The sequence below is a fragment of the Bacteroides sp. MSSM.1001136sp1_RTP21357st2_D2_RTP21359_211015 genome (genome assembly GCF_040913205.1).
Classification (GTDB): domain Bacteria; phylum Bacteroidota; class Bacteroidia; order Bacteroidales; family Bacteroidaceae; genus Bacteroides; species Bacteroides ovatus.
Map to the genome: position 1 here is coordinate 157,912 of NZ_JBDFVF010000006.1, position 25,044 is coordinate 182,955.

Genomic DNA, 25,044 nt, shown 5'->3' on the forward strand with positions numbered 1-25,044 from the left:
TCAACACTTATTTCACTGAAAACACAAATACACCCGCTGTAGGAATCTCTGTAGTCCCGATCAATGCTTTGGCTCCCTTCGATAAGTTGAAGGTATAAGGCTGATCTGAATAGTTTAATACAATTCCCAACCCATTCCGGTATTCCATTGTCACGCCATAAGGCAAATCCATTACCGGGATATTCAGCTGTACATATAGCTTTTTCAATATATCTTTTTCCAATGCTCCATTGTGGCTGTCCACTCCTACATAGGTAATCGTACCTTTCCCCAGTTTGCGGAAAGTCACAGCCGGACTTCCTTCATAGAATTCGTTTTTATAAGTAGCCCATACTTGAGCATCTGCCGGAGGATTCAGAATCTCTCCCCATGTATTCCAAATATACTCTTTTCCGTCCATAACAACAGTACCGGGATTTTCGGGAAGCAGCAAATCATAAAAGTTCATTTCATTTCCGGTCAGCGGAGTAATCATAGAACCAAAGGGAGCTTCCGGAAGACGACCATAACGGTCTTTCTGTGCCGTACGACAAGTCAGAATGAGGTTTCCGCCGTTCTTTACATAAGTGATCCATTTGTCTACCAGTTCTTTATCAGCTAATTGATAAGTCGGTGCAATAACGACCGGATAATCGGACAAGTTCTTTGCTTCGGAAATAAAATCGACAGGAGCTCCGAATGATTTTAGGGTACGATAGTACTTTTCGATGTGTGCAAAAGTATCCCATGTCCGGTTCTGTTTCTGTCGCTCAATGCTCCAGGAGTTTTCATGGTTAAAAAGAATAGCTGTACGACGGGCAAGGTAATCGGCAGGTTTGGTTTCACGGGAAGAGCTATGTTTACGAAGTTCACGAATCTCCTTTATAAATGTCTCATATTCTCTTCCACCGGGAGTTATAGTCACTCCGTCCGTGCCGACAATTCCGTAATGATATTGTTCCGTGCCGTAAAGAGGCTGGCGATAACGATAGGTGCAGATAAAATCACTTCCACCGGCAAACACACTCCACATCCACAGACGAACTGCGCCCGGAAGAGGTTGGGGATTGATACTGCCCCAGTTCACCTGTCCCGGCTGTAATTCCATCACACCATAAGTTCCCTGTATCGGACGGAAAAAGTCATTTGCCCAGGCTATCCGCAACGGATTACCTACCCGGTAGCCTCGACGACCAATCCCCTCATTATCACCATATACCATATAACGGGTATAACTTTGAAAATCAAGCGAGGGGCTACCACCAATGTGACCTTCATCATAATTCGGTATATAATTCGTAGTCACCCATTGGTTCTTTGCATATTTCTTTATCAACAGACATTGTTCGTTCAGGAAATCATTGGTTTGTGATGCAGCAAAACGGCGGTAATCCAAAATTTGATGATGATTCATAAACATCTGTACGCGCTTGGGAAGCGTTATTTCATCAAAAGACGAATAAACCTCACTCCAGAAAGCAGTGCCCCATGCATTATTTAAAAGTTGAATGTCATTATTGTATTTGGCACGGAGAAAATCACGGAAAGCAAGCTCCGCTTTCAGATTATAATCAAACTGTACAGCAGGTTCGTTGTCGAGTTGCCATCCGATAATACGGGAGTCATTGCCATAATGTTGCGCCAGTTTTTCAATCATCTTGTATGATAATTCCCTGTAAAGAGGCGAAGCAAATGAAGCATGCTGGCGAGCACCGTGGTCAAGTATCGTTCCATCCTCATTCTTCAATAGAATTTCGGGGTATTTCCGGCTCATCCATACAGGAGGAGTGGCAGTAGAAGTACACATGATAACTTTCAAATCATACTTGGCTGCCAAAGCTACAGCCCTGTCCAGCCATGCAAAATCATAGCGTCCCTCTTCCGGTTCCAGTTGCGCCCAGGCAAACTCGGCAAAATGGGTAAATTCAAATCCCAATTCATGCATTTTCTTGAAGTCACGTTCCCACTGGCTCTCATCCCAGTGTTCGGGATAATAATAGACACCCGTCAAAGTCAGGTCTTTATCATCAAACCAGGGAGAAGTTTCAATTACAGTCTTTTGAGCTTGCTTCTGTTGAGTTCCGGTTGCCAGTCTCTCTGCTGCCTGTATTCCGGTAGAAACGGTTAATAGACCGGCACAGAAAGTAGCCAGAATTTTACTTTTTACCATATACTTCATAAATTCGATTGATTATTAGCGTTATAAAACGTTATTCATATATTTTCCATTCCCACAAACCGGCATCTCCCCTACGAATATGAAGACGGAGATAACGTGTCTCTCCTATCTCCTTAGCAATATGTGGAGAGCATACTTGTACTTTCCCTTGTTCGGCACACATCTGCCAATGTTTTCCGTCGATAGACTTCTCCAGTCGCCAGGTATGTCCTTCAGTAGGACGGGTAAAATAGAGCTGGCACTCCCCGACCTTACGGATTTCCTTTAAATCGACTGTAATAAACGGACTGCTATCCGTATCAGCCGCCATCCAACGGGTTCCATTCGATTCGTCAGCTACATGGGTAGCCTGATAAGTATGCGTGCGGGTATAGCTCTTCACCGAACCTTTTTCCGGCAACGGTTGATTGGGTTGCGTTTCGATATTGACCACGGAAGTACGGGGAGATTTCTCACTGGAAGCATAAAAATGCGACTGTAATGCCAGATTCGGCCGGGTCTCTTGGGAAGCAGCCAGATAACCTACACCACGCATATCGGGGATTAATGTCTTTATCGTTCCATCGTCATTAAATTCCATCCGGTTAGCATACACTTGACGGGTAGTTCCGCCATCTCCGTATTCCAGATAGAGAAAAATATATTCATCCGTTCCCTCGTCATAAAACACGTTGCCATGTCCCGGTCCCCACACTTGATTTTCAGGAGAAGAGAATAAAAAAATGTCGTTCCCCTCCGGCTTTACAAAACCCGTCAAAGGAGACTCGCGGCTCATCATATAAGCATTGACATAATTCTGATGACCACTCAACGTATAAATATAGTAATAGATACCTTTACGCTTAAACATCACCGGACCTTCGGAATATCCCTGGCGGGCTGTTGCCAGAGCTACCGGCTCACCATCCAGATGAAGCCTGTCCGCAGAAAGCCGTCCCGCATTCCGGCGACGCCAGAAGATATATCCTGAACCATCGTCATTAATAAAAGGTTCTCCGTCAATATCATCAACGACAGCCGGGCTATCTGTTCCTTCTTCTCCGGGAGGCAAAAGCCCCTGTCCCGCAGTAAAATGGAAAGGACCATCCGGGCGATCAGCTACAAGTACATAAGTTCCCATCTTGTCATCCGGTTTCACAAACGTAACGTATAAATAAAACTTGCCGTCCTGCTCAATCACTTTTCCAGGCGCCCAATACCGGAAATAGCCCTTTTTCTTTTCACCTTTATCATTCGTGTAGTCATATCCTTTCGACCAGTCGAACCCGCTGATATGGGAACCTTCGAAACTCCAGTTCACAAAATCTTTCGATTTCCATACGACAGGAGTTCCGGCACGTCCAAGTCCGTAATCCAGATCGGTAGTGCCATAAAGATAATAGGTATCACCAAATTTGGAGACAGACGGATCCGCCAGATTATCGGGAATAAGCGGATTATAGTTCCGGTCGGCAATCAGTGACTCCACAATGGAGGCATCCACTGCAAACGCCGTTCCATGACGAATCCCCCTCGGAAAAAAGACCTGATCGGACACATCTTCCCATGTTTCACCATAGTCCAAAGAACGAACAGCTCCATAACGATGGTCACGGTATTTATCAAAATAGACATAAAGCGTATCACCTACAAAAAGAGGAGCTGGACCTTCCGCCCAATATTTTCCTGTAATAGGTGCCGATACTTTGGTCGGGAATCCTTTTTCTATCTTCTTTGTACGCGTCACACGCAAATTCTTTTCCGGCGGATTGGAATTTTCATTCTTGACTACCATTATCAGGTCTTCCCGCTTCGGGTCTTTCACAATAGCGGCATCAATCACACTGAAATCTGGATTGAAGAACATCTTCGTCTTTGAGAAAGTACGAAAATCCTTCGTTGTTACATAATAAATACGATGATTCAGTCCCTTCTCACTTTCACTGGTAGCCACTTCTTTGTGACGGCCGGGAATCGTAGTTGCCCAAAAGATATAATAGGTTTGTGAAGGTTCATCATAAAACAGTTCGGGAGCCCAACAGTTATGTGCATCCGGCTCGTGCATCATCACAGGGATTGCTTGTTGCTCACTCCAATGAACCAAATCGCGTGAAGAGGCATATCCGATAATCCGGTCCGTCCAACTGGAAGTCCAGACCATGTGAAAAGTTCCGTCCGGCGACTGGCAAATGCTGGGGTCACGCATTAATTTATCTTTACCAACCGCAGGGGTAAGATAAGAACGTCCGCCATGTAAAGGCAGCCAGTTCAATCCATCATAACTATATGCTAAATGCAGTCCGTCTTTACTGTCATTGATAAAATAAGAAAAGAGGTAAGCTGTCTCACCGGCAAAGACTGTCATCACCGACCAAAGACTTAGAGCTATCCAGATTACTACTTTTTTCATGGTTCCTTATTAAGATTAAAAAGTTTACCTTGCAAAGATAAGGCATCTCCGCCCCTCCTCAAAGATAAAGAGCATGGACAATATTTCAAATCCATGTAGTTTTGTACACGAACGCTTTTAGATGTCCATTTTGATACAATATTCTATGTATCTGTACATCTTTCTATTTACTAAACCCTTAAAAAGCTCTACTTTAGCGGCAGATTTTAAAAAGAATGAAAAACATATCAACTCTATATATCATGAAACGACTTTTAGTAAGTATTGCTATCGTATTTATCTCCATACTGACCGTAGCGGGACAAAATCACTCTTTCAGCTTATCCGGCAAATGGAATTTCCGGATAGACCGGGAAGATACCGGCGTCAAGGAACAATGGTTCAAAAAATCCCTCGACGATTCTATCAACCTGCCCGGCTCCATGCCCGAAAAACTGAAAGGAGATGAAGTGACCGTCCGTACCCAATGGACCGGAAGCCTCTACGACAGTTCTTACTACTTCAACCCATATATGGAAAAATACAAGATAGAGGGACAAGTAAAGCTACCCTTCTTTCTGACTCCCGACAAACATTATGTAGGTGTGGCCTGGTATCAAAAGAAAGTGACAATTCCGGCTGACTGGAAAGGAGAAAGAATCACTCTTTTTCTGGAACGTCCGCACATCGAAACTACTGTATGGGTAAATCAGCAGGAGCTTGGTATGCAAAACAGTCTTTGTGTTCCCCATGTCTATGACCTGACTGCTGCAACCACCCCCGGAAAAACGTACCTGATTACCATCCGTATCGATAATAGAATCAAAGAAATCAACGTAGGTCCAGATTCTCACAGCATCACCGACCAGACACAAGGTAACTGGAACGGTATCGTCGGACGAATCGAATTACAAGCTACTCCTAAAGTCCATTTAGAAGATATTCAGGTATATCCCGATTTGAGCAATCAGAAAGCGCTGGTTCGCATGAATATACGGTCTGCTTCTTCCACCAAGGGAGAGATCACCCTTTCCGCTGCGAGCTTTAACACGGACATTCAGCACAAAGTGGCTCCCGTACATCAAAGTTTCAACATCCGTCCGGGAGATAATCCGGTGGAAATGGAACTTCCGATGGGAAAAGAGTTTCTGACGTGGGATGAATTCAGTCCGGCACTTTATAAACTGACGGCAAAATTAACCAACGGCAAGCAAACTGACACACAACAAGTACAGTTCGGTATGCGTGATTTCAAGATAGAAGGGAAATGGTTCTATGTAAATGGTCGCAAAACGATGCTTCGCGGTACGGTGGAAAACTGTGACTTCCCATTGACAGGCTATGCGCCGATGGATGTAGCTTCTTGGGAACGGGTGTTCCGCATTTGTCGTAACTATGGCCTGAATCACATGCGCTTCCACTCTTTCTGTCCGCCGGAAGCAGCTTTCATCGCTGCCGATCTGGTCGGTTTCTATCTGCAACCGGAAGGACCGAGCTGGCCGAACCACGGTCCGAGACTGGGTAACGGACAACCGATTGACAAATACCTGATGGACGAAACCATTGCACTGACCAAGGAATATGGGAATTACGCTTCTTACTGCATGCTGGCTTGCGGCAATGAACCTTCCGGTCGTTGGGTGGCATGGGTCAGCAAGTTCGTGGATTATTGGAAAGCAACCGATCCGCGTCGTGTATACACAGGAGCCTCCGTTGGAAACAGCTGGCAATGGCAACCTCACAATGAGTATCATGTGAAAGCCGGCGCACGCGGACTTAGTTGGGCAGGTGCGCAACCGGAAAGTGAATCGGATTATCGTGCAAGAATCGACACGGTGAAACAACCGTATGTATCACACGAAACAGGTCAATGGTGCGTATTCCCGAATTTCAATGAGATCCGTAAATATACCGGAGTCAACAAAGCGAAGAACTTTGAAATCTTCCGGGATATTCTGAACGATAACCACATGGGAAGCCAGAGTCACGACTTTATGATGGCTTCGGGCAAATTGCAGGCACTCTGCTACAAACATGAGATTGAAAAGACCTTGCGTACTCCGGACTATGCGGGATTCCAGTTGCTGGCTCTCAATGATTATTCCGGCCAGGGAACTGCATTAGTCGGTGTACTGGACGTGTTCTTTGAAGAAAAAGGATATATCAACGCAGAACAGTTCAGACGCTTTTGCAGTCCGACCGTACTTTTGGCACGTATTCCTAAATTTGTATATGCCAACAATGAAACATTCCATGCCGACATTGAAGTATCTCATTTCGGAGCTGCTCCCTTAGAAAGTGCAAAAACAGTATATACCATTAAGGATAAATTCGGAAAAGTATATGCTCATGGAACTGTCGGCACCCATCACATTCCCATCGGAAATCTTTATTCTCTGGGTAGTGTAGATATGACTCTGGAAGGAATCGATACACCGCAGAAACTAAATCTGGAAGTACGTATCGAAGGCTGTGATGCCGTAAACGACTGGGATTTCTGGGTATATCCGGCACAAGTGGAACTGGTACAAGGAACAGTATATACCACCGACACCTTGGACGCCAAGGCATTGGCTGTGTTACAAGACGGAGGAAATGTGCTGATTACGGCTGCCGGAAAGATACAATACGGCAAAGAAGTCAAACAATACTTCACTCCCGTATTCTGGAATACTTCCTGGTTCAAGATGCGTCCGCCGCACACAACCGGTATTTTCCTGAATGAATATCACCCTCTTTTCCGCGAATTCCCTACCGAATATCATAGTAACCTTCAATGGTGGGAACTGCTGAACAAAGCGCAGGTGATGCAATTCACCGACTTCCCGGCAACATTCCAGCCAACGGTTCAAAGTATTGATACTTGGTTTATCAGCCGGAAAATCGGCATGTTGTTCGAAGCAAAGGTCTTGAACGGTAAATTGATGATGACCAGTATGGACATTACTTCCCAACCGGAAAAACGAATCGTTGCCCGCCAGATGCACAAAGCAATCCTGAATTATATGAATTCGGATGCTTTCCGTCCGGCAGACAAGATAGCTCCGGAGCTGATACAAGCATTATTCACCAAAGTGGCGGGAGATGTGAAATCTTATACCAAAGATTCTCCTGACGAGCTCAAACCGAAAATTAACTAAATGGGAATTATCAGGCACGAATTACACGGATTACGCTGTTGCTTTATAAAAGCGTAATTCTAAAAACCGTGAAATCCGTGTAATCCGTGCCTAAATTCCATAAACAATATACATTAAATATCATTTTACATGAAAACTACGATCATAGGCTTGCTACTCTTAGCTACGGCAAGTGTCAATGCACAGGAGAAAGCCCAAACATACCAGTTGGCAGATGCTCCCCGCTACAGTGAGGAGACGGGATATGGATATGATCTCGTCGCTACTCCCGAAAAAGGCAGCAAGGCACCCTTCTTCTTTTCTGTCCGCGTGCCGGACGGTAACTATCAAGTAACCGTTCGCCTGGGAAGCAAGAAACAGGCAGGGGTGACAACAGTAAGAGGCGAATCACGCCGACTGTTCATTGATAACCTCGCTACTAAAAAGGGACAATTCGTAGATGAAACATTTATCATCAACAAACGCAACCCCCGCATTTCCGAAAAAGAATCCGTACGTATCAAACCCCGCGAAAAAGCCAAACTGAACTGGGACGATAAACTGACGCTGGAATTTAACGGCGATGCACCCGTATGCCAGAGTATCAGCATCGAGCCTGCCGATCCGTCGGTGATTACCGTTTTTCTATGCGGTAACAGTACCGTAGTCGACCAGGACAACGAGCCATGGGCAAGCTGGGGACAAATGATACCTCATTTTTTCGGTACGGACGTTTGTATCGCCAATTATGCGGAATCGGGCGAATCAGCCAATACGTTTATTGCCGCAGGACGTTTGAAAAAAGCATTGAGCCAGATAAAGAAAGGAGATTATCTTTTCATGGAATTCGGGCATAACGACCAAAAGCAAAAAGGACCGGGCAAAGGAGCTTATTACTCTTTTATGACCAGCCTGAAAACATTTATTGATGAAGCTCGTGCACGGGGAGCATACCCCGTACTGGTCACTCCCACCCAACGCCGGAGTTTCGACGCAACCGGACATATCCGTGACACACACGAAGATTATCCGGAAGCCATGCGCTGGCTGGCAGCTAAAGAAAATGTTCCGTTGATCGACCTCAACGAAATGACCCGTACGCTTTATGAAGCTTTGGGAACAGAAACGTCGAAACGTGCTTTCGTACACTATCCGGCAGGCACTTATCCGGGACAGACCAAAGCTTTTGAGGATAACACCCACTTCAATCCATACGGAGCCTATCAAATAGCCCAATGTGTGATTGAAGGAATGAAGAAAGCCGTACCGGAACTGGCTAAACACCTGAAAATAGACCCGTCCTATAATCCGGCACAGCCGGACGATGTAAATGGTTTCCACTGGAACGAATCACCATTCACGGAAATTGAAAAACCGGACGGAAATTAAGAGATAAGTAGTAGGTATTAAGTATTAAGAATCAGGCATTAGATAAATATGAAAACCAAAAGCATCTTCCCCCTGTTCCTATTGGCAGGCACACTTTTGACAGCAGCTTGCGCCACCCCAACGGTTAAACAGGCAGGAAACAACAGCTTCGAATGGGGGCAAGTACCGCAACAACCGGATTTGTCATGGGCCGATAGTGTAGGCAGCCGGCAAATGCCCGGAAACCATGTAATTTTATCCGCTAATTCTTTTGGCGCAGTAGCAGACAGCACGGTGCTTAGCACGGAAGCTATCCAGAAAGCAATTGACAGTTGTGCCGTCAGCGGTGGAGGAACGGTAGTTCTCCAGCCGGGATATTATCAGACTGGCGCACTGTTCATAAAAAGCGGTGTCAACCTGCAACTGGACAAAGGGGTGACTTTACTGGCCAGCCCATCCATTCATCATTATCCCGAATTCCGTTCGCGGATTGCAGGAATCGAGATGACATGGCCCGCGGCAGTTATCAACATTGTCAATGAAAAGAACGCTTCCGTCAGCGGAGAAGGAACGCTGGACTGCCGGGGAAAAGTATTTTGGGATAAATATTGGGAAATGCGGAAAGAATACGAAGCAAAAGGATTGCGCTGGATTGTGGATTACGACTGCAAACGGGTACGGGGCATCCTCATAGAACGTAGCTCGGACATTACATTGAAAGGATTTACCCTGATGCGTACCGGTTTTTGGGGATGTCAGATTCTTTACTCCGATTATTGCACGATAGACGGATTGACCATCAACAACAATATAGGTGGACACGGTCCGAGCACGGACGGTATCGACATTGATTCTTCCTGCAATATCTTGGTCGAAAACTGCGATGTAGACTGTAACGATGATAATATCTGTATCAAATCGGGACGGGATGCAGACGGACTGCGGGTGAACCTTCCTACGGAAAATGTGGTCATACGCAATTGCATCGCCCGCAAAGGTGCCGGACTTATCACCTGCGGAAGCGAAACTTCCGGTAGCATACGGAATGTATTGGGATATAATCTGGAAGCAATCGGCACCTCCGCCGTGCTGCGGTTGAAAAGCGCCATGAACCGTGGAGGGACAATCGAAAACATTTATATGACCGAAGTAAAAGCGGAAAACGTCCGTCACGTGCTGGCGGCGGACTTGAACTGGAACCCCAGTTACAGTTACAGCACTTTACCCAAAGAGTATGAAGGGAAAGAAATCCCGGAGCACTGGAGAATCATGCTGACTCCGGTAACGCCTCCCGAAAAAGGTTATCCGCGTTTCCGCAATGTCTACGTATCAAAGGTAAAAGCGGAAAATGTGGACGAATTTATCTCCGCTTCGGGATGGAATGATTCGTTACGTCTGGAAAATTTCTATCTTTATGCCATCGAAGCGCAGACCGACAAACCGGGCAAAATCTGCTATACGAAGAATTTCAACTTGTCTGAAATCACATTAAAGACAGAAGAAAAGAATGTCATTGAACTAAAAGAGAATGAACAAAGTAATATCAACTTCAACTATGTTAAGACATCTCCTGACCATCGTACTGCTGGGAATCTTGCTCATTGATGCGCAAGCACAAGCACTGACGCCACCTGCCGGCACTTTCCGGTTGGGTATATCAAAAGGAAATGAAAGCCACTGGCTAAAGCCTAAAGAAAAGATACGGGGAGTGTCCTTCCAATGGAAAGCACTGCCCGATAGTCGTGGATTTATTCTGGAAGTAGAAGTCGCCTCTGCTCCGGAAGCCGATGCCCTATTTTGGAGTTTCGGCGATTGCCAACCGGATTCGGACATCAATGTATTCAGCGTGGAGGGACAAGCCTTCACTTGCTACTACGGAGAAAGTATGCAATTACGGACGCTGCAGGCTGTCACTCCTACCGATGATATTCGCTTGAGTGACGGACATAAGGATGCAACTCCCCTGATGCTTTACGAATCAGGCAAACGAACCGACCGCCCTGTACTGGCCGGACGTTGCAGTCTCTCCCCGGCTTCTTCGCGAAACGAAGGAAGCAAGCCTTTCCGGCTTTACTTCTGTTTCTACGAACAGAATGAAAAAGCGGATTACAACTACTATATGTTACCGGATATTTTTGCCAAAATCGACAAAAAATGAAAAGGATCTATTTATTATTCAGTCTGTTAATAGGTTGCATCTATCTACATGCAGCCATTTATAATGTAATGGACTTCGGAGCCAAAGCGGATGGGAAAACGATTGATTCGCCTGCCATCAATCGTGCGATTGAAGCGGCCGCACAGGCCGGAGGAGGCACAGTATATCTACCTGCGGGAGAATATGCGTGTTATTCCATCCGGTTAAAAAGTAACATTCATATCTATTTGGAACAGGGCACCCGTATCATTGCCGCCTTTCCCGGAAAAGAGGAAGGATATGATACCGCCGAACCGAATGAACATAATAAGTATCAGGATTTCGGTCACAGCCATTGGAAAAACTCTTTAATTTGGGGAATCGGACTGGAGAATATTACGATCAGTGGTCCCGGCTTAATCTATGGCAAAGGCTTGACCCGTGAAGAGAGTCGCCTACCGGGGGTAGGCAATAAGGCTATCAGCCTGAAAGATTGCAGAAATGTGACCCTGAAAGATTTATCCATGCTGCATTGCGGGCATTTCGCCCTGTTGGCTACCGGAGTGGATCATCTGACGATTCAGAATCTGAAAGTAGACACCAACCGGGATGGCTTTGATATTGATTGCTGCCGGAACGTACGTATCAGCCAATGCACGGTGAACTCCCCCTGGGATGATGCCATTGTATTGAAAGCCTCTTATGGATTAGGACGCTTCCAAGATACGGAAAATGTGACGATCAGTGATTGTTATGTCAGCGGCTTTGACAAAGGCAGTGTAATGGACGGCACTTGGCAGTTGGACGAACCGCAGGCTCCCGATCATGGTTTCCGTACGGGACGCATCAAACTCGGCACAGAAAGTAGTGGAGGTTTCCGCAATATTGCGATTACGAACTGTATCTTTGAACATTGCCGTGGATTGGCATTGGAAACGGTAGACGGAGGACATCTGGAAGATATTGTAATCAGTAATATTACAATGAGAAATATAGTCAACGCGCCTATTTTCCTTCGGTTGGGCGCACGTATGCGCAGTCCTGAAGGTACTCCTGTAGGTACCATGAAACGTATTCTTATCAGCGATATCAATGTATGGAATGCCGACAGCCGGTATGCTTCTATCATCAACGGAGTGCCGGGTGCATGTATTGAGGACGTAACTTTTCGGAATATTCACCTCTATTATAAAGGAGGATATAGCGAAGAGGATGGCAAACGTATTCCGCCCGAACAGGAGAAAGTATACCCCGAACCCTGGATGTTCGGCACTATTCCCGCCAAAGGGTTTTATATCCGCCACGCACGGAACATTACCTTCGACGGCATCCGCTTCCACTTTGAACAGCCGGACGGACGACCGCTTTTTGTAACTGATGACGCAGAAAATATAGAATACTATAACACACCGAAAGAATGATGAATAAAAGAGAATTGATAGTTCTTTGCCTGCTCGCCGCAGGTGGAGTAATGCAAGCACAACAATGGCCGGACACTCCGGTGGAAGCACGTCCCGGCGCCAGATGGTGGTGGCTGGGAAGTGCCGTAGACGAAAAGAATCTGACGTATAATCTGGAAGAATACGCACGTACCGGAATGGGAGCAGTAGAAATTACTCCTATCTATGGGGTGCAAGGCAATGACGCGAATGAAATTCAGTTCCTTTCTCCCCGCTGGATGGAAATGCTTAAGCATACACAAACGGAAGGAAAACGTACGGGTATTGAGATTGATATGAATACCGGAACCGGATGGCCTTTTGGCGGACCTGAAGTTAGTATAGAAGATGCGGCTACCAAGGCTATCTTCCAGACATACGAAATAGAGGGCGGCAAAGAGATTGAACAGGATATTAATGTGACCGATCCCAAGCAACAACCATTTTCTGTACTAAGCCGGGTGATGGCATATGATGAGAAAGGCAAATGTATCAACCTGACTGCTCACGTCAAAAAAGACAAACTGCAATGGAAAGCGCCTGCCGGCAAATGGAAAGTGATCGCTCTTTACATCGGAAAAACAAGGCAGAAAGTGAAACGGGCAGCTCCGGGAGGAGAAGGCTATGTGATGAATCATCTCTCAAAAAAGGCGGTAAAAAATTATCTTTCCCGCTTTGACCGTGCTTTCAAAAGTAGCAAGACAAGTTATCCACATACTTTCTTCAACGATTCATACGAAGTTTATCAAGCTGACTGGACGGATGATTTCCTGGAACAGTTCGCTCGTAGACGGGGGTATAAACTGGAAGAACATTTCCCCGAATTCCTGGATAAAAACCGTCCGGAAGTTAGCAGACGTATCGTGTCGGATTACCGGGAAACCATTTCCGACCTCTTATTGGAGAACTTCAGTCATCAATGGACAGACTGGGCACACAAAAACGGTAGTATCACCCGTAATCAGGCACATGGTTCGCCCGGTAATCTGATTGATATCTATGCTTCCGTGGATATTCCGGAATGTGAAGGTTTCGGACTGTCGCAGTTCCACATCGAAGGATTGCGTCAGGACTCATTGACCAAAAAGAATGATTCGGACCTGTCTATGCTGAAATATGCCTCCTCGGCAGCTCATATTGCAGGAAAAACGTATACTTCTTCCGAGACATTTACATGGCTGACGGAGCATTTCCGTACTTCCCTGTCGCAATGTAAACCGGATATGGATTTGATGTTTGTTTCCGGAGTCAATCACATGTTTTTCCACGGCACTCCGTATTCTCCGAAAGAAGCCGAATGGCCCGGATGGTTGTTCTACGCTTCTATCAATATGAGTCCGACAAACAGTATTTGGCGTGATGCCCCTTCGTTCTTCAACTATATCACCCGTTGCCAGAGCTTTCTGCAAATGGGACGGCCGGATAATGATTTCCTGATTTATCTTCCGGTATATGATATGTGGAATGAGCAACCGGGACGATTGTTATTATTCACGATACACCACATGGATAAACTGGCTCCTAAGTTTATCGACGCTATCCATCGCATCAACAACAGCGGGTATGACGGGGATTATATTTCCGATAACTTTATTCGCAGTACACGTTTCAAAGACGGACAGTTGGTTACTTCAGGCGGAACGGGCTACAAAGCATTGGTAGTGCCTGCTGCACACCTAATGCCGAGTGATGTATTGGCACATCTTTATGAACTGGCCAAACAGGGAGCTACTATCGTATTCCTCGAAAATTATCCGACAGATGTACCGGGATACGGTCAGTTGGAACAAAAACGCCAAAGTTACCAGCGTACGCTCCGGCAACTTCCGGCTGTTTCTTTCTCGGAAACAACCGTTACTCCAATCGGAAAGGGGAAGATTATCACAGGAACGGATTATGCACGCACATTGGCCAGCTGCAATATTTCTCCCGAAGAAATGAAAACCAAATTCGGACTACAAGCGATCCGAAGAGTGAATGATACGGGACACCACTATTTCATCTCTTCCTTGCAAAATAAAGGAGTGGACGGTTGGATCACATTGGGAACGAATGCAGCCGCAGCCGCTCTCTTCAATCCCATGACCGGAGAATGTGGTGAAGCTAAGGTAAGACAGGCAAACGGAAAAACACAAGTCTATCTGCAATTAAAATCCGGTGAATCGTTCATTCTGCAAACATATCAACAACCTTTGCAGGCATCCAAACCGTGGAAGTATGTCAAAGAGCAACCTTTCAGTCTTCGTCTGGATCATGGTTGGAAGTTACACTTCGCCGAAAGCAAACCGGAAATTCAAGGAACATTTGATATAGATCGCCCCTGTTCATGGACCCATATCGATCATCCGGCAGCCCAAACGAACATGGGAACCGGTGTTTATTCCTTAGACATCGAATTGCCGACTTTGCAGGCCGACGACTGGATTCTTGATTTGGGAGATGTACGCGAAAGTGCCCGTGTCCGCATCAACGGACAGGAAGCGGGATGCGCATGGGCAGTGCCTTATCAACTAAAGGTGGGCCAGTTCTTAAAACCCGGAAAAAACCACATCGAGATAGAAGTCACGAATCTCCCTGCGAATCGAATTACAGAATTAGACAGGCAGGGAGTGCAGTGGCGCAAATTCAAAGAAATCAATATTGTTGATTTGAACTATCGTCCGGCCAATTATGGACATTGGAGTCCATTACCCTCCGGCTTGAATAGTGAGGTACGGCTGATTCCGGTAAATGTGATGCCATAGTTGAGGCATTGTCATATCATCATACTGCAACAAACTAGTTTTTCAATCTTGTACTTAAGACTTTTCAGTGCAAAGATTAGTAGTTTTTTATGCAGTCGGTAAGTCGTCCCGTTACAATGGGACAATAGGCACATTGCAAAGTGACCAATATCACCTTATAAGATGATATTGGTCACTTTGTAATATGATTACCTGTCTTTGGGAAGATGAGAAGCACTAAAGATACAAAATTTAATAGTAAAAAGCAAGAGTGAGACAGGAAATATAGCTTCATCCCCTGAATGGATTGATTTTATTTCCGAACCGGGGAATGGACTTAAAAGACTATTTTAAATCCATTACAGCCTGCTCCAACTGTTTCAATGCTTTTTCCAGCGTAACACGCGGACAAGCAACGTTCAACCGCATAAATCCCTCGCCTTCCTTACCGAATGTTGTTCCATCATTCAGCGCCAGATGAGCACCTTCTACAAAAAGACGGTTCAGTTCTTCCTGATTGAGTCCCAATGCGCGGCAATCCAGAAAGATCAAGTAAGAGGCTTGCGGACGGATCATCTTGATAGCAGGAATATGTTCTTTCAAATACGTTTCAGTGAAATCCACATTTCCTTTAATATATGCTACCACTTGGTCCAGCCATTCTGTACCATGACTGTAAGCAGCTGCTACACTTAAATAAGCAAAGAGATGTCCTTCGCTAAACTCGCTTGCTTCCATATATGTCTGGAAACGGTGACGAAGTTCGTCGTTCTCAATAATTGCATAAGAACTAGCCAATCCCGGCATGTTGAATGCCTTGCTGGGAGACATAAAGACAAGAGAGTTCATCCGTGCCTTCTCTGAAATCAAAGCAAAGGTAGGATGTTTGTATGGAGGTAGGGTTAAGTCAGCATGAATCTCGTCAGAGATAACCAATGTGCCGCTTTCATAGCAGATGTCGGCTATTTGAGACAGTTCCTCTTTGGTCCATACACGTCCACCCGGGTTATGGGGGTTGCTTAGAATAAGCAATTTGCATCCTTGAATATCTTGACGGAAGCGGTTGAAATCAATATAATATTGTTCATCTTTCAGGACTAACGGGCTGAATACCACTTCACGTTCATTCTTTTGAGTGACTAAAAAGAAAGGATGATAAACAGGGGGCATTACCATTATCTTATCTCCTTTTTGCGTAAAGCAGTGGATCACAAAAGCCAAGCCGCGAACAATACCGGGAGTGAAAGTCAACATCTCTTCACGAATCGCCCAACCATGGCGCTCCTTCACCCAGTTAATAATAGACTCCGACCATTCTTTGCAAGCAAATGTATATCCGAGTACTTCATGCTCCAGGCGTTTTTTCAAAGCCTCTATGACAAAAGGAGCTGTGCGGAAATCCATATCAGCTACCCACATTGGAATCAGGTCATTGCGTCCCCAACGATTCTCTACTGCATCCCATTTTACAGAATCTGTACCATGACGGTTTATTATTTCATCAAAATTATAGTTCATACTGCATAATATTGTTAGGTTATGTGTATAATAAACAGTTAGCAAAGATAGTTGTTTTCGTGGTATTACCGAAAGGCAGCCTCTAATTTTGTATGCTCTATCAAAACATAGAGGGCCGGAGCAATACAGCATCCGACCCTCATATTCATACCCTGAAAAAAAACTAAGAACCTATTTGTCTTTATTATTCATTCCAACGATGCACTATAAATCCACGCTTACCATCTTCTGTTTTTAAAGAGATGAAATAGATATGCGGATGGCTCGTCGGACCTGTACCGATACGTTTTTCCAAAATAAACTCGGTCAGTTTAACGGCAGAGGCTGCTTTGTCTGTATACGAAGTCTTAGTGTCATTGATAGTCGTTTCAAACTTCGGATTACGGTTGGCAGCATTCACACAATTTAAATTGTTTGCCCAACCACCGTTAAAGTAGACATAATATGTATCTTTCACTTCACCGTTTTGTTGATACCAGTACATATCTTTTGGCGTCGCATAAGATCCGGTACTGGAAACTCCGGCCGTGTTAATATCGGCACGATAACCATCCCAATAAATACGTGGCGTCGGGTCGTCAAGATTGAGCGGTACCCATAAATCTATGGAACGGCTTTCCTTTTCCTGGTCGGTCACAGTAATAGTTGTACCACCGTCACCTACCACAGTAACAGTTACTGTAGTGCCGGAGATTGCTACAGTAGCTACCCCTTCATTCAGAGATTTAACGGTATAACCGCCATTACCGGTCAGTATTTTCATTTCACGAAGAATAACACCGTCATTATCCAGACGCAATACTTCCACTCCCTCCGGGAGCGATTCGAGTGTCAGTTCCTGAAGTTTACGTACTTCAACCGTCATGAGAGCACGATTGTAGCTATCATCCGAAAGGCGAACGATGGTGCTACCTATGTCACTGCCTGTCAACAGTATCTCGTTGCCAACCACCTCGGCAGTCACCACATCCTCATTATCACTCTCTACACGATAATTCACACCGTCCAAACCAATACCGATATGCAGGACTTCTCCCTCAACGAGCACCGGATTGTGCGTAGTAAGCGGAACATTGACATAAGGGTAATACACATCTTTGTCATTTTCACATCCCGTCATCAAGCAGAGAAGAGCTAGAAAAGGGATAAAGGATAAATATTTTATTAGTTTCATTGATTCAAGATTTTTAAAGCCCGATTAAATCTCCCCAAGGGAATATCCGGACAGACTGTTAGTTTTATCAAGTTCTGCAATATCCCGTCTTATTAAAACAGAAAGAAACATAATTGCCATCCCATTAATAATTAGGATTCTGATTTATCGGCCTGCTGCAACGAGGCACCTTACTGCCTACTTTTGTACATTACGAATGGTTTGGCAATATCAAAATTAACCATGACGAACTTTTCATCCGGATCATCGAGAAACTGCTTCCTATCGTAGAAGCGAATAATGAACCCAGAAAGGTTATCGTATTGTCCGACGTGCTTTTCTCGTTTGACGGAATGAGCGAAACGGCATTGACTTTCAAAATAAAAGCACTCAAGAAACTTGGACAAAAAGCGTATGCACAAAGTGTTTATGACCGTTTCCAAAAGGAGTACCAGCAACTCTATGGAGAGAAGTATAAGGAGAATTCGTTAGAAGAATAAAGACTTGATGCCATGCTTGGGAAACTTTTTTAGTCAAAAGAATAAAGGAACCTATTATAATTAATCATTTTATTAGGCACTTTTAAATAATTGTGTTCCTATCGATAAGAGTAGAGACTTAAAAAAAGCATAAGAGAAATCTCCTAATTGCTATTTACATAGAAAAATAGTACTTTTGTACTCCATTCAAAAAAGAATTTATGACGAAAGCATTATTTTTTGATATAGACGGAACATTGGTCAGTTTTGAAACTCACCGCATCCCGTCGTCTACCATTGAGGCACTGGAAGCCGCCCGTGCAAAAGGACTGAAGATATTTATCGCTACGGGACGTCCGAAAGCCATTATCAACAACCTCTCCGAATTGCAAGACCGGAATCTGATTGATGGATATATCACCATGAACGGGGCTTACTGCTTTGTCGGGGAACAGGTAATCTATAAAAGTGCCATCCCCCAGGACGAAGTAAAAGCGATGGGAGATTTCTGCGAGAAAAAAGGCGTTCCCTGTATCTTTGTAGAGGAACACAACATTTCCGTTTGCCAGCCCAATGACATGGTGAAAAAGATATTCTATGATTTCCTGCACGTGAATGTGATTCCGACTGTATCTTTCGAGGAGGCAACCAGTAAGGAAGTCATCCAAATGACACCCTTTATCACGGAAGAGGAAGAAAAAGAAATCCGTCCGTCTATTCCTACCTGCGAGATAGGCCGATGGTATCCTGCATTTGCCGATGTGACCGCCAAAGGAGACACCAAGCAAAAGGGCATTGATGAAATAATCCGCTATTTTGATATTAAACTCGAAGATACCATGGCTTTCGGAGACGGAGGAAATGACATCAGCATGCTCCGCCATGCAGCCATCGGAGTAGCCATGGGACAAGCCAAAGAGGATGTGAAAGCCGCTGCCGATTATGTGACAGCTCCCATCGACGAGGATGGCATCAGCAAGGCAATGAAGCATTTTGGTATTATCTGATTATGAGCGTAGACACCAATAACGCAGCGTTTCAAGACGCCCTGAACCTGATTCAATATACGCGTCAATCGGTTTTCCTGACCGGGAAAGCGGGTACAGGGAAATCTACATTCCTGCGTTACGTCTGCGAAAATACCAAAAAGAAACACGTTGTACTCGCCCCGACAGGCATCGCTGCTATCAATGCCGGAGGAAGTACGATGCATAGTTTCTTCAAACTCCCTTTCTATCCGCTGCTGCCGGATGACCCGAACTTGAGTCTCCAGCGTGGTCGTATCCATGATTTTTTCAAATACACCAAGCCTCACCGGAAGCTGTTGGAACAAATAGAACTGGTCATCATCGACGAGATTTCAATGGTAAGGGCGGATATCATTGATGCCATCGACCGAATCCTACGTGTATACTCTCATAATCTGCGCGAACCTTTCGGAGGAAAACAACTGTTATTGGTAGGCGACGTATTCCAACTGGAGCCCGTCGTAAAAAACGACGAACGGGAAATATTGAACCGCTTCTATCCTACACCCTATTTTTTCTCTGCCAGAGTATTCGGCCAGATAGACCTGGTATCCATCGAACTTCAAAAGGTATACCGCCAAACAGACCCCGTTTTTGTCGGCGTCCTCGACCATATCCGGAACAATACAGCCGGAGCGGCTGATCTGCAACTACTGAACACCCGTTATGGAAGCCAGATAGAAGAATCGGAAGCTGATATGTATATCACTCTGGCCACCCGTAGAGACACGGTAGACTCTATCAACGAAAAGAAACTGGCGGAACTTCCCGGAGACCCAATTACTTTTGAAGGAGTCATCGAAGGAGATTTCCCCGAAAGCAGTCTACCCACCTCACAAGAGCTCGTACTGAAACCCGGTGCACAAATCATCTTTATTAAAAATGATTTCGACCGCAGGTGGGTAAACGGTACCATTGGTGTCATTGCCGGAATTGATGAGGAAGAAGAAACCATCTACGTTATCACCGACGATGGAAAAGAATGTGACGTAAAGCGTGAATCATGGCGCAATATCCGTTATCGCTACAACGAAAAGACAAAAGAAATAGAAGAAGAAGTCTTAGGTAGCTTCACACAATATCCCATTCGGTTAGCTTGGGCCATCACTGTCCATAAGAGTCAGGGACTGACTTTCAGCCGTGTAGTCATCGACTTCACAGGTGGTGTATTTGCAGGTGGACAAGCATACGTGGCACTAAGCCGCTGTACCTCACTGGACGGTATTCAGCTCAAAAAGCCTATTAACCGTGCTGACGTCTTCGTCCGCCCCGAAATCGTAAACTTTGCCGGACGTTTCAACGACCGGCAGGCTATCGACAAAGCTCTGAAACAAGCGCAGGCCGACGTGCAATACGCTGCTGCTTCACGCGCTTTCGACAAAGGAGACATGGAGGAATGTCTGGAACAGTTTTTCCGCGCCATTCATTCCCGCTATGATATTGAGAAATCTGTTCCCCGCCGTTTTATCCGACGTAAACTTGGTGTCATAAACACCTTGAAAGAGCAGAATAAGAAACTCAAAGAGCAAATGCGCGAACAGCAGGAACGCCTCCGCCAATATGCTCACGAATATCTATTAATGGGTAACGAATGTATCACCCAGGCACACGACTCACGTGCCGCCCTCGCCAACTACGACAAGGCACTTAGTCTCGACCCTAATTATGTGGATGCCTGGATACGCAAAGGAATCACTCTCTTCAACAACAAAGAGTATTTCGATGCTGAAAACTGCTTCAACACTGCAGTCACCCTCTATCCGGCAAACTTTAAAGCTGTCTATAACCGCGGAAAGCTCCGGCTAAAAACAGAAAACACAGAAGGTGCCATTGCCGACCTGGACAAGGCCACTAGCCTGAAACCGGAACATGCCGGTGCACACGAACTCTTCGGAGACGCTCTGTTGAAAGTCGGGAAAGAAGGAGAAGCCGCCTTACAATGGAGAATTGCAGAAGAACTTAGAAAGAAAAAATAGCCTATTCTTCCCGACCTCCGCACCTATCCATCTTTGTCATCTACACACTTACATAAAAATCATCCTACACACAATATCTCCATCAAACAGTGCCCCCCGCATGGCCTCCCGGCCTCGTTTTTCCGACGTCAAGTGCAGGTGTTTCCTCCGGCGTTAAAAAGGGCAGACACTCGCTACGCTCAAACAGTCTGCCCTTTTTAACGCCGGAGAAAACACCGGAGTAGTCGGAAAAACGCAGCCTTGATTCTTTCTTTTTGGTTCCTTTTCTTTCGTATCAAGACGAAAGAAAAAGAACTGATTCTCCCTCTATATCAAAAACTTTTATTAGTTTTGCTCTTTGTAATATCTCAAACTCTTAAAATAGAAGCAAATGAAAAAAGGTTTGAAAATCGCAGCTATCACAGTAGGAGTCATCATCATTCTGATGTTCCTTCTTCCTTTCGCCTTCCAGGGAAAGATAGCCGACATTGTAAAAACAGAAGGCAACAAGATGCTTAATGCACAATTTGACTTTAAGAACCTTAACATTAGCCTGTTCCGTAACTTTCCACAGGCTTCTGTCACTCTCGAGGATTTCTGGTTAAAAGGTACTGGTGAATTTGCCAACGACACCCTTGTACAGGCCGGAGAAGTTACTGCCGCAGTCAACTTATTCTCTCTTTTCGGAGATAGCGGTTACGATATTTCTAAAATATTTATTGAAGATACACGTTTACATGCCATTGTATTGCCGGACGGACGTGCCAACTGGGATATTATGAAACCGGATACAACAGCAACAGCCGAAGCTCCTGTTTCAGAAGAAGAAGCATCTTCTCCTTTCAAAGTGAAGCTACAACGCTTTGTTATCAAAAACATGAACCTGATTTATGACGATCAACAAGGGAAGATGTATGCTGATATCCGCGACTTTAACGCAGTCTGCGCCGGAGACTTAGGAAGTGACCGCACTACTCTGAAGTTGGAAGCGGAAACCAAATCACTTACTTACAAGATGAATGGAATCCCTTTCCTGGCCAATGCCAATATCTCCGCAACAATGGATGTGAATGCCGACCTTGCCAATAACAAATACACATTAAAAGACAACACCATCCGCCTCAACGCCATTCAGGCAGGTATCGACGGTTGGGTAGCCTTGAAAGATCCGGCTATCGACATGGACTTGAAACTTAACACGAACGATATCGGGTTTAAGGAAATCTTGTCACTGATTCCAGCCATTTATGCAACGGAATTCTCCAGTCTGAAAACAGACGGAACCGCTACGCTTACTGCAACGGCCAAAGGTATCTTGCAAGGCGACACCGTTCCTGCATTCAACATTGATATGCAAGTCAAGAATGCCATGTTCCGCTATCCGGCTTTACCGGCAGGAGTGGATCAAATCAATATCAGTGCCAACGTCCAGAACCCGGGAGGAAATATCGACCTGACGACGGTCAATATCAATCCTTTCAGTTTCCGTCTTGCCGGAAATCCGTTTAGCCTGACGGCTAATGTAAAAACACCGATCAGCGATCCGGACTTTAAAGCTGAAGCTAAAGGGATTCTCAATTTAGGTATGATAAAACAAGTCTATCCACTTGGAGATATGGAGTTGAACGGTACCATTGACGCCGATATGCAAATGTCAGGACGCCTTTCCTATATCGAAAAAGAGGAATACGAACGTATGCAAGCTTCAGGTACTATCGGACTGACGGGTATGAAACTCAAAATGAAAGATATGCCGGACGTAGAAATCAAGAAGTCTCTCTTCACTTTCACCCCGAAATACCTCCAGTTGAGCGAGACAACCGTCAACATCGGAAAGAATGATATCACAGCCGACAGTCGGTTTGAAAACTATATCGGTTACGTATTGAAAGGTACTACATTGAAAGGAAACCTGAATATTCGTTCCAACTATTTCAATCTGAACGACTTCATGGCCGCTTCTGCGGATGAAGCGACTGCATCAGAAACTGCGTCTACCGACTCCGTAGCTACAGCTGCCACGGGTATTATGGAAGTTCCCCGCAACATCGACTTCCAAATGGACGCTAACCTGAAACAGGTGTTATTCGATAAGATGTCTTTCAATAATATGAACGGCAAGCTTGTGGTAAAAGATGGCAAAGTGGATATGAAAAACCTCTCCATGAACACCATGGGTGGCAACGTGGTCATGAACGGCTACTACTCCACTGCCAACGTAAAGAAGCCGGAAATGAAAGCCGGATTCAAACTCTCCAATATCGGTTTCGCACAAGCTTACAAAGAATTGGACATGGTGCAGAAGATGGCTCCTATCTTCGAAAACCTGAAAGGTAATTTCTCCGGAAGTATTAATATACTGACAGATTTGGATGCAACCATGAGCCCTGTACTGAATACAATGCAAGGTGATGGCAGCCTTTCCACCCGTGATCTTAGTTTGAGCGGAGTGAAAGCAATCGACGAAATAGCCGATGCCGTTAAACAGCCAAGTCTGAAAGACATGAAGGTGAAAGATATGACACTGGATTTCACCATCAAAGACGGACGCGTAGAAACCAAACCGTTCGATATCAAGATGGGAGACTACACATTGAATCTTTCCGGTAGCACAGGCCTCGATCAAACCATCGACTACTCCGGAAAAGTGAAGTTGCCGACATCTGTAGGCAATATCTCTAAACTAATGACTCTTGACTTGAAGATCGGAGGTTCATTTACCTCTCCGAAAGTCAGCGTCGATACTAAAAGCATGGCCAATCAAGCTGTCGAGGCTGTAGCCGATGAAGCTATCAGCAAACTCGGACAGAAACTGGGACTGGACTCTGCCGCTACCGCTAATAAGGATTCAATCAAACAAAAGGTGACAGAGAAAGCAGCAGAAAAGGCACTGGATTTCTTAAAAAAGAAACTCAAATAAGAGAGAAGGAGAATGAATTATGCTTCTGAAGCTATATGACAAAAATAATAACCCGCAGGATTTACAACGAATCATCGACATCCTGAATGACGGCGGACTGATTATCTATCCCACTGATACGATGTACGCCATCGGCTGTCATGGTTTGAAGGAACGTGCTATAGAACGGATATGCCGGATCAAAGAGATAGACCCTAGAAAGAACAATCTGTCTATCATCTGTTATGACTTGAGTAGCATCAGCGAATATGCGAAAGTAGACAATAATATATTCAAGCTGATGAAGCATAATCTTCCAGGGCCATTCACCTTTATTTTGAACGGAACCAACCGGTTACCCAAAATCTTCCGCAACCGGAAAGAAGTGGGTATCCGTATGCCGGATAATAATATCATCCGCGAAATCGCACGCCTGCTGGATGCTCCCATTATGACGACCACTCTGCCCTACGAAGAGCATGAGGACTTGGAATATATGACAGATCCCGAACTGATAGATGAGAAGTTCGGTGACATTGTCGATCTGGTCATTGACGGAGGTATCGGAGGTATAGAACCTTCCACTGTAGTGAAATGTACCGACGACGAACTGGAAATCATCCGGCAAGGGAAAGGCTGGCTGGAAGAGGTATAAAAGCCGAAAAATGAATCGAACTGGTATGCTATATGATAGGAACGT

15 protein-coding genes are annotated in these 25,044 nt (G+C 45.1%); 11 read left to right on the forward strand and 4 right to left on the reverse strand.

Features of this window, described 5'->3' with window-relative positions; genetic code table 11:
- Nucleotides 1-7 precede the first annotated feature (7 nt).
- Complete coding sequence (locus AB5217_RS06475; RefSeq protein ID WP_004305251.1) at nt 8-2,158, reverse strand: beta-galactosidase; 2,151 nt, start codon at nt 2,156-2,158, stop codon at nt 8-10.
- Nucleotides 2,159-2,189: 31 nt separating this feature from the next.
- Nucleotides 2,190-4,547 (reverse strand): family 43 glycosylhydrolase, encoded by a 2,358-nt coding sequence (locus tag AB5217_RS06480; protein WP_004309136.1) that lies wholly within the window; start codon nt 4,545-4,547, stop codon nt 2,190-2,192.
- Nucleotides 4,548-4,789: 242 nt separating this feature from the next.
- Between AB5217_RS06480 and AB5217_RS06485 the strand changes: the two genes are divergently transcribed.
- From AB5217_RS06485 to AB5217_RS06510, 6 genes are all read left to right on the forward strand, one after another.
- On the forward strand, nt 4,790-7,666 hold the full coding sequence (locus AB5217_RS06485) for a sugar-binding domain-containing protein (protein WP_032847388.1): 2,877 nt from the start codon (nt 4,790-4,792) through the stop codon (nt 7,664-7,666).
- A gap of 129 nt (nt 7,667-7,795) precedes the next feature.
- Complete coding sequence (locus AB5217_RS06490; RefSeq protein ID WP_004305254.1) at nt 7,796-9,034, forward strand: rhamnogalacturonan acetylesterase; 1,239 nt, start codon at nt 7,796-7,798, stop codon at nt 9,032-9,034.
- 48 nt (nt 9,035-9,082) lie between these two features.
- Nucleotides 9,083-10,618, forward strand: coding sequence for a glycoside hydrolase family 28 protein (locus AB5217_RS06495; protein WP_032847390.1), 1,536 nt, complete (start codon nt 9,083-9,085; stop codon nt 10,616-10,618).
- The gene (locus AB5217_RS06500; RefSeq protein ID WP_032847391.1) at nt 10,569-11,171 is read left to right on the forward strand and encodes a DUF4450 domain-containing protein; all 603 of its coding nucleotides are present in this window, start codon (nt 10,569-10,571) and stop codon (nt 11,169-11,171) included. Before AB5217_RS06495 ends, AB5217_RS06500 begins: the two co-directional genes overlap by 50 nt.
- Nucleotides 11,168-12,571, forward strand: a complete 1,404-nt coding sequence (locus AB5217_RS06505; RefSeq protein WP_032847393.1) for a glycoside hydrolase family 28 protein — start codon at nt 11,168-11,170, stop codon at nt 12,569-12,571. The genes AB5217_RS06500 and AB5217_RS06505 overlap by 4 nt, the downstream gene beginning before the upstream one ends.
- A complete protein-coding gene (locus AB5217_RS06510; RefSeq protein WP_004320957.1) occupies nt 12,568-15,333 on the forward strand; it encodes a glycosyl hydrolase in 2,766 nt (921 codons plus the stop codon). Before AB5217_RS06505 ends, AB5217_RS06510 begins: the two co-directional genes overlap by 4 nt.
- Nucleotides 15,334-15,657: 324 nt before the next feature.
- Here AB5217_RS06510 and AB5217_RS06515 read toward each other — a convergent pair whose 3' ends face one another.
- Both AB5217_RS06515 and AB5217_RS06520 read right to left on the reverse strand, forming a co-directional pair.
- The gene (locus AB5217_RS06515) at nt 15,658-16,830 is read right to left on the reverse strand and encodes a MalY/PatB family protein (RefSeq protein WP_032847395.1); all 1,173 of its coding nucleotides are present in this window, start codon (nt 16,828-16,830) and stop codon (nt 15,658-15,660) included.
- A gap of 184 nt (nt 16,831-17,014) precedes the next feature.
- Nucleotides 17,015-18,004, reverse strand: a complete 990-nt coding sequence (locus AB5217_RS06520; RefSeq protein ID WP_032847397.1) for a hypothetical protein — start codon at nt 18,002-18,004, stop codon at nt 17,015-17,017.
- 332 nt (nt 18,005-18,336) lie between these two features.
- Between AB5217_RS06520 and AB5217_RS06525 the strand changes: the two genes are divergently transcribed.
- From AB5217_RS06525 to AB5217_RS06545, 5 genes are all read left to right on the forward strand, one after another.
- Nucleotides 18,337-18,483, forward strand: coding sequence for a hypothetical protein (locus tag AB5217_RS06525; RefSeq protein WP_004301546.1), 147 nt, complete (start codon nt 18,337-18,339; stop codon nt 18,481-18,483).
- 200 nt (nt 18,484-18,683) lie between these two features.
- A complete protein-coding gene (locus AB5217_RS06530; protein WP_004301545.1) occupies nt 18,684-19,469 on the forward strand; it encodes a Cof-type HAD-IIB family hydrolase in 786 nt (261 codons plus the stop codon).
- Nucleotides 19,470-19,471: 2 nt separating this feature from the next.
- Nucleotides 19,472-21,466, forward strand: coding sequence for a tetratricopeptide repeat protein (locus AB5217_RS06535; protein ID WP_149938935.1), 1,995 nt, complete (start codon nt 19,472-19,474; stop codon nt 21,464-21,466).
- Between the two features lie 370 nt (nt 21,467-21,836).
- Nucleotides 21,837-24,365 carry an AsmA-like C-terminal region-containing protein gene (locus AB5217_RS06540; protein WP_149938933.1) on the forward strand — a complete coding sequence of 843 codons (2,529 nt, stop codon included), beginning with the start codon at nt 21,837-21,839 and terminating at the stop codon, nt 24,363-24,365.
- A gap of 19 nt (nt 24,366-24,384) precedes the next feature.
- Nucleotides 24,385-24,999: an L-threonylcarbamoyladenylate synthase gene (locus tag AB5217_RS06545; protein WP_004301542.1), complete on the forward strand. Its 615-nt coding sequence runs from the start codon at nt 24,385-24,387 to the stop codon at nt 24,997-24,999.
- The last annotated feature ends 45 nt before the right edge of the window (nt 25,000-25,044 follow it).

Excerpts from the sequence above, each read along its gene's own strand:
- AB5217_RS06475 (WP_004305251.1), bottom strand. The coding sequence starts at position 2,158 with ATGAAGTATATGGTAAAAAGTAAAATTCTGGCTACTTTCTGTGCCGGT.
- AB5217_RS06505 (WP_032847393.1), top strand. The coding sequence starts at position 11,168 with ATGAAAAGGATCTATTTATTATTCAGTCTGTTAATAGGTTGCATCTAT.
- AB5217_RS06530 (WP_004301545.1), top strand. The coding sequence starts at position 18,684 with ATGACGAAAGCATTATTTTTTGATATAGACGGAACATTGGTCAGTTTT.
- AB5217_RS06520 (WP_032847397.1), bottom strand. The coding sequence starts at position 18,004 with ATGAAACTAATAAAATATTTATCCTTTATCCCTTTTCTAGCTCTTCTC.
- AB5217_RS06480 (WP_004309136.1), bottom strand. The coding sequence starts at position 4,547 with ATGAAAAAAGTAGTAATCTGGATAGCTCTAAGTCTTTGGTCGGTGATG.
- AB5217_RS06525 (WP_004301546.1), top strand. The coding sequence starts at position 18,337 with ATGAGCGAAACGGCATTGACTTTCAAAATAAAAGCACTCAAGAAACTT.
- AB5217_RS06545 (WP_004301542.1), top strand. The coding sequence starts at position 24,385 with ATGCTTCTGAAGCTATATGACAAAAATAATAACCCGCAGGATTTACAA.
- AB5217_RS06515 (WP_032847395.1), bottom strand. The coding sequence starts at position 16,830 with ATGAACTATAATTTTGATGAAATAATAAACCGTCATGGTACAGATTCT.
- AB5217_RS06510 (WP_004320957.1), top strand. The coding sequence starts at position 12,568 with ATGATGAATAAAAGAGAATTGATAGTTCTTTGCCTGCTCGCCGCAGGT.
- AB5217_RS06495 (WP_032847390.1), top strand. The coding sequence starts at position 9,083 with ATGAAAACCAAAAGCATCTTCCCCCTGTTCCTATTGGCAGGCACACTT.
- AB5217_RS06485 (WP_032847388.1), top strand. The coding sequence starts at position 4,790 with ATGAAACGACTTTTAGTAAGTATTGCTATCGTATTTATCTCCATACTG.
- AB5217_RS06500 (WP_032847391.1), top strand. The coding sequence starts at position 10,569 with ATGTTAAGACATCTCCTGACCATCGTACTGCTGGGAATCTTGCTCATT.
- AB5217_RS06540 (WP_149938933.1), top strand. The coding sequence starts at position 21,837 with ATGAAAAAAGGTTTGAAAATCGCAGCTATCACAGTAGGAGTCATCATC.
- AB5217_RS06535 (WP_149938935.1), top strand. The coding sequence starts at position 19,472 with ATGAGCGTAGACACCAATAACGCAGCGTTTCAAGACGCCCTGAACCTG.
- AB5217_RS06490 (WP_004305254.1), top strand. The coding sequence starts at position 7,796 with ATGAAAACTACGATCATAGGCTTGCTACTCTTAGCTACGGCAAGTGTC.